Source organism: Siphonobacter sp. BAB-5385, from assembly GCF_002261125.1.
GTDB lineage: Bacteria > Bacteroidota > Bacteroidia > Cytophagales > Spirosomataceae > Siphonobacter.
This window is the reverse complement of sequence record NZ_NMPS01000120.1, coordinates 88,949-95,778: the sequence shown is the minus strand read 5'-3', so window position 1 is coordinate 95,778 and position 6,830 is coordinate 88,949. Positions and strand designations below refer to the sequence as shown.

General features: G+C 49.4%; 6 protein-coding genes. 5 read left to right on the top strand and 1 reads right to left on the bottom strand.

Features of this window, described 5'->3' with window-relative positions; all coding sequences use genetic code 11:
* Window positions 1-192, top strand: a 192-nt coding sequence (locus BWI93_RS29555; RefSeq protein WP_369679147.1) for a hypothetical protein, incomplete at its 5' end; no start/stop codon positions are given.
* Window positions 193-252: 60 nt separating this feature from the next.
* On the opposite strand, the gene BWI93_RS12335 is transcribed toward BWI93_RS29555, so the two are convergent.
* Window positions 253-690 (bottom strand): recombinase family protein, encoded by a 438-nt coding sequence (locus BWI93_RS12335; protein ID WP_369679146.1) that lies wholly within the window; start codon window positions 688-690, stop codon window positions 253-255.
* Window positions 691-1,046: 356 nt separating this feature from the next.
* Here BWI93_RS12335 and BWI93_RS12330 point away from each other — a divergent pair, with 356 nt between their 5' ends.
* The 4 genes from BWI93_RS12330 to BWI93_RS12315 all read left to right on the top strand — a co-directional run bounded on the left by BWI93_RS12330 (window position 1,047) and on the right by BWI93_RS12315 (window position 6,809).
* Entirely contained in the window at window positions 1,047-2,423 is a 1,377-nt protein-coding gene (locus BWI93_RS12330) for an alpha-L-fucosidase (RefSeq protein WP_094811701.1), read from the top strand.
* Between the two features lie 274 nt (window positions 2,424-2,697).
* On the top strand, window positions 2,698-4,092 hold the full coding sequence (locus BWI93_RS12325; RefSeq protein ID WP_094811699.1) for a Gfo/Idh/MocA family protein: 1,395 nt from the start codon (window positions 2,698-2,700) through the stop codon (window positions 4,090-4,092).
* A 22-nt stretch (window positions 4,093-4,114) separates the two neighbouring features.
* A complete protein-coding gene (locus BWI93_RS12320; protein WP_094811696.1) occupies window positions 4,115-5,485 on the top strand; it encodes a putative oxidoreductase C-terminal domain-containing protein in 1,371 nt (456 codons plus the stop codon).
* A gap of 178 nt (window positions 5,486-5,663) precedes the next feature.
* The gene (locus BWI93_RS12315; RefSeq protein WP_094811694.1) at window positions 5,664-6,809 is read left to right on the top strand and encodes a Gfo/Idh/MocA family protein; all 1,146 of its coding nucleotides are present in this window, start codon (window positions 5,664-5,666) and stop codon (window positions 6,807-6,809) included.
* Window positions 6,810-6,830 lie beyond the last annotated feature (21 nt).

Below are 6,830 nucleotides of genomic sequence, written 5' to 3'. Positions count from 1 at the left end.
AAACATTTCAAACATTTCAAACATTTCAAACATCTATCTTCCGGCGTTTTAACAACCGATAAACCGCTTTACTTTCGAATGATTTTTGTCGTCGGGTTTGGTAATGCGTCTGGTTTAATTTGTCGGCAATTTGGGCGTAGGTCATTCCCATGTTTCGGTACAAAAGAGCCAGCTCCGTTGCCTGTACATTAGCTTTATTAAGGCGGGCATTTTGCTGCCGAATCTGTTCTCCTTTTTTGATAGCCAGAGCATTCAGGTTTTCCGGTTTTCCCAGGTTAAAACCCTGGGATTTTTTTGGGCCAGAGCCGCCCGGGTCCGTTCGGATGTTCGCTCAGCTTCGTACTGGGCAAAGGTTACCATCATTCCCACGGTTAGCGTATTGGCATCGGGTAAATCACAGGCGACAAAATCAATACCCGAATCCCGCAGGGTCATAACAAAAGCCACATTTCGACTGAGACGGTCGAGTTTTGCAATGAGCAATTTGGCGTGGTGTTGGTGACAGGCCCGGATAGCGGCCTGTAGCTGAGGCCGTTCGCTCTTGCGGCCCGATTCAATTTCGGTAAATTCTTCCACCAGCGTATCCGACTCCCGCAGGTACCGTTCCACAATGGCCCGCTGATCCCCCAAGCCCAATCCGCTTCGCCCCTGACTTTTCGTGGAGACCCGGTAATAACAGATGTATTTCATAACGATGGGCAGGATTCCGTTTAAATACTGAGCAACCAACAACGAATCACGTCTCTTATAAGTAAAGCTTATCGAAGAAAACGCCGTTTTTACTCAAAAATAAAGCTCTTATGGCATTTTACAAACGTCCGTTTAAAAAATGCCATAGACGATTTTGTGGTTTTCAAGCCGCTGAGATTTGTCCAGACGTCAACGTTTCCTTCCTGCAGGATGAGTATCTAAATCTCAGACGAGATTTTTACTGGTAGAAAAGTGCCTTTTGTAAAATAGATAAAGGAATGAGTTGTAAGAACAGGTCCTCTACTATACACTCTGAATGTACGTCGTTCCATACTAAACCATTTTACCTCTATTGCATGAAACGAATTTGCCTGTGGGCTTTCTTCCTCTGCTTGCCCGTATTGACCAAAGCACAGAAAAATCTAACTCAACTTCAGAAGGACTTTGTGGATCTCCGCTTTGGTATGTTCATCCACTTCAACATTCCAACGTTTATGGATGAAGACTGGGCCGATCCCGATGCTTCGCCCGCACTTTTCAACCCCACTAAACTGGATTGTCAGCAGTGGGCCAAAGCGGCCAAGTCCGCCAGGATGTCTTACGGAGCTTTGACGACCAAACACCACAGCGGTTTCTGTATCTGGGATACGAAAACTACGGACTACAACGTCATGCACAGTCCACTGAAGCGGGATGTCGTGAAAGAATATACGCAGGCTTTTCGCTCCAATGGACTGAAAGTCATGCTGTATTACTCCATTCTGGATACGCATCATAAACTGAGGCCCGGTTACATTACCCGGCAGCACATCGATATGGTGAAAAACCAGTTGACGGAACTATTGACCCATTACGGCGAAATTTCCGCCCTGATCATTGACGGTTGGGATGCTCCGTGGTCACGCATTTCGTACGACGAAATTCCCTTCGAGGAAATTTACTACCACATCAAATCCATTCAGCCGAACTGTCTGGTGATGGATCTGAACGCAGCCAAGTATCCGGCGGAAGCCTTGTATTACACGGACATCAAGTCCTACGAGCAAGGGGCGGGCCAGCATATTTCCAAGGAAACCAACCGACTGCCGGCATTATCCTGTCTGCCGATTAATGGAGCCTGGTTCTGGAAAACGAAATTTCCTAATGAGCCCGTGAAAGATCCAGCCGTACTGGTGAAAGACAATCTGGTGCCTTTTAATAAAGCTTACTGTAATTTCATCCTCAACGTAGCTCCCAACCGCGAGGGTCTTATCGATCCTAATGCCTTGGCGGCCCTTCAAAGAATGGGTGAGTTGTGGACAGAAAAAGCAACGGCATCCAACCTGCCTACGTACGATGCTCCGGTTATTTCCTCGAATCTGGCCAAGAAACGTCCTGCCAATGGAAGCTGGAGTAATGACATGGATATTTTCGATTTTGGGAACGATGATAGTTTCCGGACGTCCTGGCGGTCCAATCCAACGGTAAAAAATCCCTGGTACGAAGTGACCCTTGATAACGTACAGCCGTTCAATCTCATCTCTGTCTATGTAACTCAGGATGAGATTACTGCGTATCAACTGGAATATTTCAACAATGGCAAGTGGCATCCACTTACGGTGAAAAATCGGACGGGGAAAGCGAAGATTCACCGGTTCCCTACGGTATATGGCGAGAAAGTACGGATGCGTATCGATGGGTACAAAAACCCGCCCAGCATTGCTGAGTTTGGCGTGTACAACGAACGCAATTAAGTATAGGTCTAAAAAGAAAACGAGCCCCTGACGTCAAGGTGCTCTTTTTCTTTTTAGTACGTTGGGAAGCCAATAATTTCAGCGTTTCCCGATTTGTAAGGAATGCCGCATTATCGATATAAAAAAGATAGAATCGTGCAAACAGGTCATGTCAGCGGTTTTTTAGAAAAACCCTCTTTCTGTATTAAGGTAAAACACTTCTGGGAAAAGTCTTATCTTTAACAGAAGAGAAAGCTTACGGGCTGATTCTGACTACCTCTATCCTTCTATTCGTATGAAACCCAAACAAGCGTATTCCCGCCGGGAATTTCTGGAGCTATCCGGTAAAACAACGCTGGCCACTGCTGCTATAGTAGGTGGTTTTCCCAGCATCGTTCCTGCTTCCGTATTCGGAAAAAATGCCCCGAGTAATCGCATCACCATTGGAGCGATCGGTACGGGTCGTATCTCCCGGGGTCACGATATGCCGGGCGTCTGGCAATACGATCAGGCCCTGATTACGGCCGTGTGTGACCTGGACCGCAACCGGGCCGAAGATGCCAAGACGCTCGTTAATCAGTATTACACGAAGAAAACGGGTAAAGATTACGACGGTGTTCGCGTCTACACCGACTACCGCGAACTGCTCAACAATAAGGATATTGACGCTGTATTGGTCAGTACACCCGATCACTGGCACGCTCCGATTGTCATTCAGGCGGTACAGGCGGGCAAGGATGTATACATGCAGAAACCGGCTTCGCTGACCATCGCCGAAGGCCGGATGATGGCCGATGCCGTGAAGCGTTCGGGACGAATCGTGCAGGTAGGCAGTCAGCAGCGATCTTCCCGACAGTTTCGGTATGCCGCCGAATTGGTACGCAATGGCCGCATTGGCGAACTGAAAACGGTGTACGTTGGATTGCCCGGTGATCCTTCGGGTGATGAGGAATCGCAAATGCCCGTACCAAAAAATCTCAACTACGACATGTGGCTGGGTACGACGCCCGAAGTATATTACACCGAAAAACGCGTACACCCGCTGGTAGGCTACGATCGGCCGGGCTGGTTACGCTGTGAACAGTTTGGGGCGGGGATGATTACGGGTTGGGGCTCGCACCACATCGACTGCTCGCACTGGGCGATGAATACGGAACTGACGGGTCCCGTAGAAATCTGGGGGAAAGCCGATTTTCCGAAAAGTGGTTTATGGGACGTACACGGTATCTTCCGGACCGAGGCTCGTTACGCCAATGGCGTTCACATGATTGTTAGTAATGAATTGCCGAACGGCATTAAGTTTGAAGGGACCGAAGGCTGGATATTCGTTTCCCGGGGTGACGCCTCGGTAACGGCGAGTGACCCGATTGCCAAACAACAGGCCGCTAAAGCACTGGACGCCAGCGATCCGAAACTGCTGACTTCTGAAATCGGTCCGAACGAAATTCACTTGCCCGTGAGTAAGGAACACCACGGCAACTGGCTGGAAAGTATCGTGAGTAAGAAAGATCCAATAGCTCCGGCGGAAATTGGTCACCGTTCGTGCTCAGCCTGTCTGTTGCACCACGCGGCCATGAAACTCAACCGGAAGTTATACTGGGACCCTGCAAAAGAACAATTTAAAAATGACGCGGAAGCCAATCAGTTGCTTTTTCGTCCGCAGCGGGCACCGTATGCGATAAAAGTTTAAACCTTTACCTAATTTGTACCTTATGCATTGGCGTTACAAAACGATTGCTTACCTGAGTATCATGGCCACGTTTCTGGGCTGTACTGAAAAGACCAAAGAATCTGCGATTCACCTGATTACGCTCGATCCGGGCCATTTCCATGCAGCACTGGTCCAGAAAAGCATGTATCCCGACGTGGATGCCCGCGTGCACGTTTACGCTCCCGAAGGACCGGACGTGAAATTGCACCTGGAAAAAATCGAAGGGTATAACAAAAGGGCGGAAAATCCAACGCACTGGAACGAAGTGGTATACACGGGAACGCATTATTTCGAGAAAATGCTGGCCGATAAAACGGGTAACGTCGTAGTACTAGCCGGAAATAACGAGAAAAAAGCGGATTACATTCAGCGATCGGTAGAAGCGGGCTTTAACGTACTATCGGATAAACCCATGATTATCAATGCCAAGGATTTTGATCGGCTGAAAGCCAGCTTTGCAACGGCCGATCAGAAAAACGTTTTGTTGTACGACATCATGACGGAGCGTTTTGAAATCAGTACGGCTCTGCAACGGGAATTTTCCAAAATCGAATCGGCTTTCGGGACGCTGGAAAAAGGGACGCCCGACAATCCTGCCGTAACGAAGGAGAGTGTTCACCATTTCTACAAATACGTTTCGGGCAGTGTACTGACGCGTCCGGCCTGGTTTATGGATGTGAATCAGCAGGGCGAGGGGATTGTGGATGTGACCACGCACCTGGTTGATCTGGTACAGTGGGAGTGTTTTCCGGAACAGGTCATTGATTACCAGAAAGATATTAAACTCACGTCCGCCCGCCGCTGGACGACGGACATGACCCGTAGCCAGTTTAAGACGATTACCAAACAGGCTGATTTCCCGGCATACCTGAAAAATGCCATCACGCGGGATAGTGTACTGAAAGTCTACAGCAACGGCGAGATCAACTACCAGCTCAAGGGCGTACACGCCAAGGTTTCGGTAACCTGGGCTTACAAGGCTCCCGAGGGCGGGGGCGATACGCACTATTCGATTATGCGGGGTACGAAAGCGAATCTGGTGATTCGGCAGGGAGCTGAGCAGAAGTTTGTTCCAACGCTGTACATCGAACCACGCGATACGACGGCTGCTTACGAAGCAGCTCTGCAAACGGCTTTACAAACGGTACAACAAACGTATCCCGGTATTGAGCTGAAGAAAATTTCGACAGGCTGGGAGGTGGTCATTCCTAAAAAGTATCAGGAAGGCCACGAAGCTCACTTTGGACGCGTCACGGAAAACTACCTGAAATATCTGAAGGAAGGCAAATTGCCAGCCTGGGAAGTACCGAATATGATTTCCAAATACTACACGACGACGCAGGCCCTGGAATTGGCCAAGAAAGGGAAGTGACCATGTTTATAGGGGGATTGGGTGAAAACCCAACCCTAAAGAATGGGTCGAGCCTATGGTTCTGAGAAGCTTGCTAGGATTGCGAGTAAGAGCCGTAGGCTCGGCGTACGGCGTAAGAACGGATTGAAATCCGTTCGACTCTTGTTCCTATCATAACGAATACTGACCTCTACAAACCATGAACGATGAAAATCGCCGGAGTTTTTTAAAGAACTCCGTCACTACGGCTGCGGGCTTAATGGGCGTCCCCTTTCTAAGTCAGGCGGCAACCATCTCAATACCACCTATTCACGCACCGAAAGAGCCTGCCCGAATTCGCTTTGGGGTCATTGGCATCAATCACGGACACATTTACGGTCAGGTCGAAGCCGTGACGCGGGGCGGGGGCGAACTCGTTTCTTTCTACGCGAAAGAACCCGATTTGGCCGCAACGTTTGCCAAGCGTTATCCTAAAGCCAAACAGGCGAGTAGTGAGAAAGAAGTACTCGAAGATGCTTCGATTAAACTGATTCTCAGTTCCATCATTCCGGATGAGCGGGCTCCGCTGGGTATCCGCGTCATGGAGCACGGCAAAGATTACATGGTCGATAAACCCGGAATTACCAGTCTGGATCAACTGGCCGACGTTCGACGGGTACAGAAAAAAACGGGACGCATTTTTTCGATCATGTTTAGTGAACGCTTTGAAAATAAAGCCACCGTCAAAGCCGGAGAGTTGGTTAAAGCCGGAGCCATTGGTCAGGTCATTCAGACCATCGGATTGGGACCGCACCGGATGACCCCGCAGTCCCGGCCCGACTGGTTTTTTGATCGGAAACGCTTTGGCGGGATCATCTGCGACATCGGCTCCCACCAGTGCGATCAGTTTTTATTCTTCACCGGTTCAAAGAAAGCGGAAGTCGTTGCTTCTCAGGTAGGCAATGTGCATTATCCGCAATATCCCAAATTCGAAGATTTTGGCGATCTGATGTTACGGGGCGATGGCGGTATGGGCTACATCCGGGTGGACTGGTTTACGCCCGACGGACTCAAGAGCTGGGGAGACGGGCGACTGACCATTCTCGGTACGGAAGGATACATCGAAATCCGGAAGAACATTGACATTGCGGGTCGCGACGGTGGTAATCATCTGTTTCTGGTGAATCAGAAAGAAACCCGGTACATGGACTGTAGCCAGGAAAATCTGCCTTACGGACGCCTGTTGGTGGATGATGTGCTAAACCGAACCGAAACGGCCATGCCCCAGGAACACTGCTTTTTAGCGACCGAACTGGCCCTGAAAGCCCAGCAGAAAGCTCAGATGGTTGACGTTCACAAAGCCTGACTTGGATATACAGCCGAACCC

What these genes read in the sequence shown, in the direction of transcription:
- BWI93_RS12335 (WP_369679146.1), bottom strand. Translation starts at nt 690, where the DNA reads ATGAAATACATCTGTTATTACCGGGTCTCCACGAAAAGTCAGGGGCGA.
- BWI93_RS12330 (WP_094811701.1), top strand. Translation starts at nt 1,047, where the DNA reads ATGAAACGAATTTGCCTGTGGGCTTTCTTCCTCTGCTTGCCCGTATTG.
- BWI93_RS12325 (WP_094811699.1), top strand. Translation starts at nt 2,698, where the DNA reads ATGAAACCCAAACAAGCGTATTCCCGCCGGGAATTTCTGGAGCTATCC.
- BWI93_RS12320 (WP_094811696.1), top strand. Translation starts at nt 4,115, where the DNA reads ATGCATTGGCGTTACAAAACGATTGCTTACCTGAGTATCATGGCCACG.
- BWI93_RS12315 (WP_094811694.1), top strand. Translation starts at nt 5,664, where the DNA reads ATGAACGATGAAAATCGCCGGAGTTTTTTAAAGAACTCCGTCACTACG.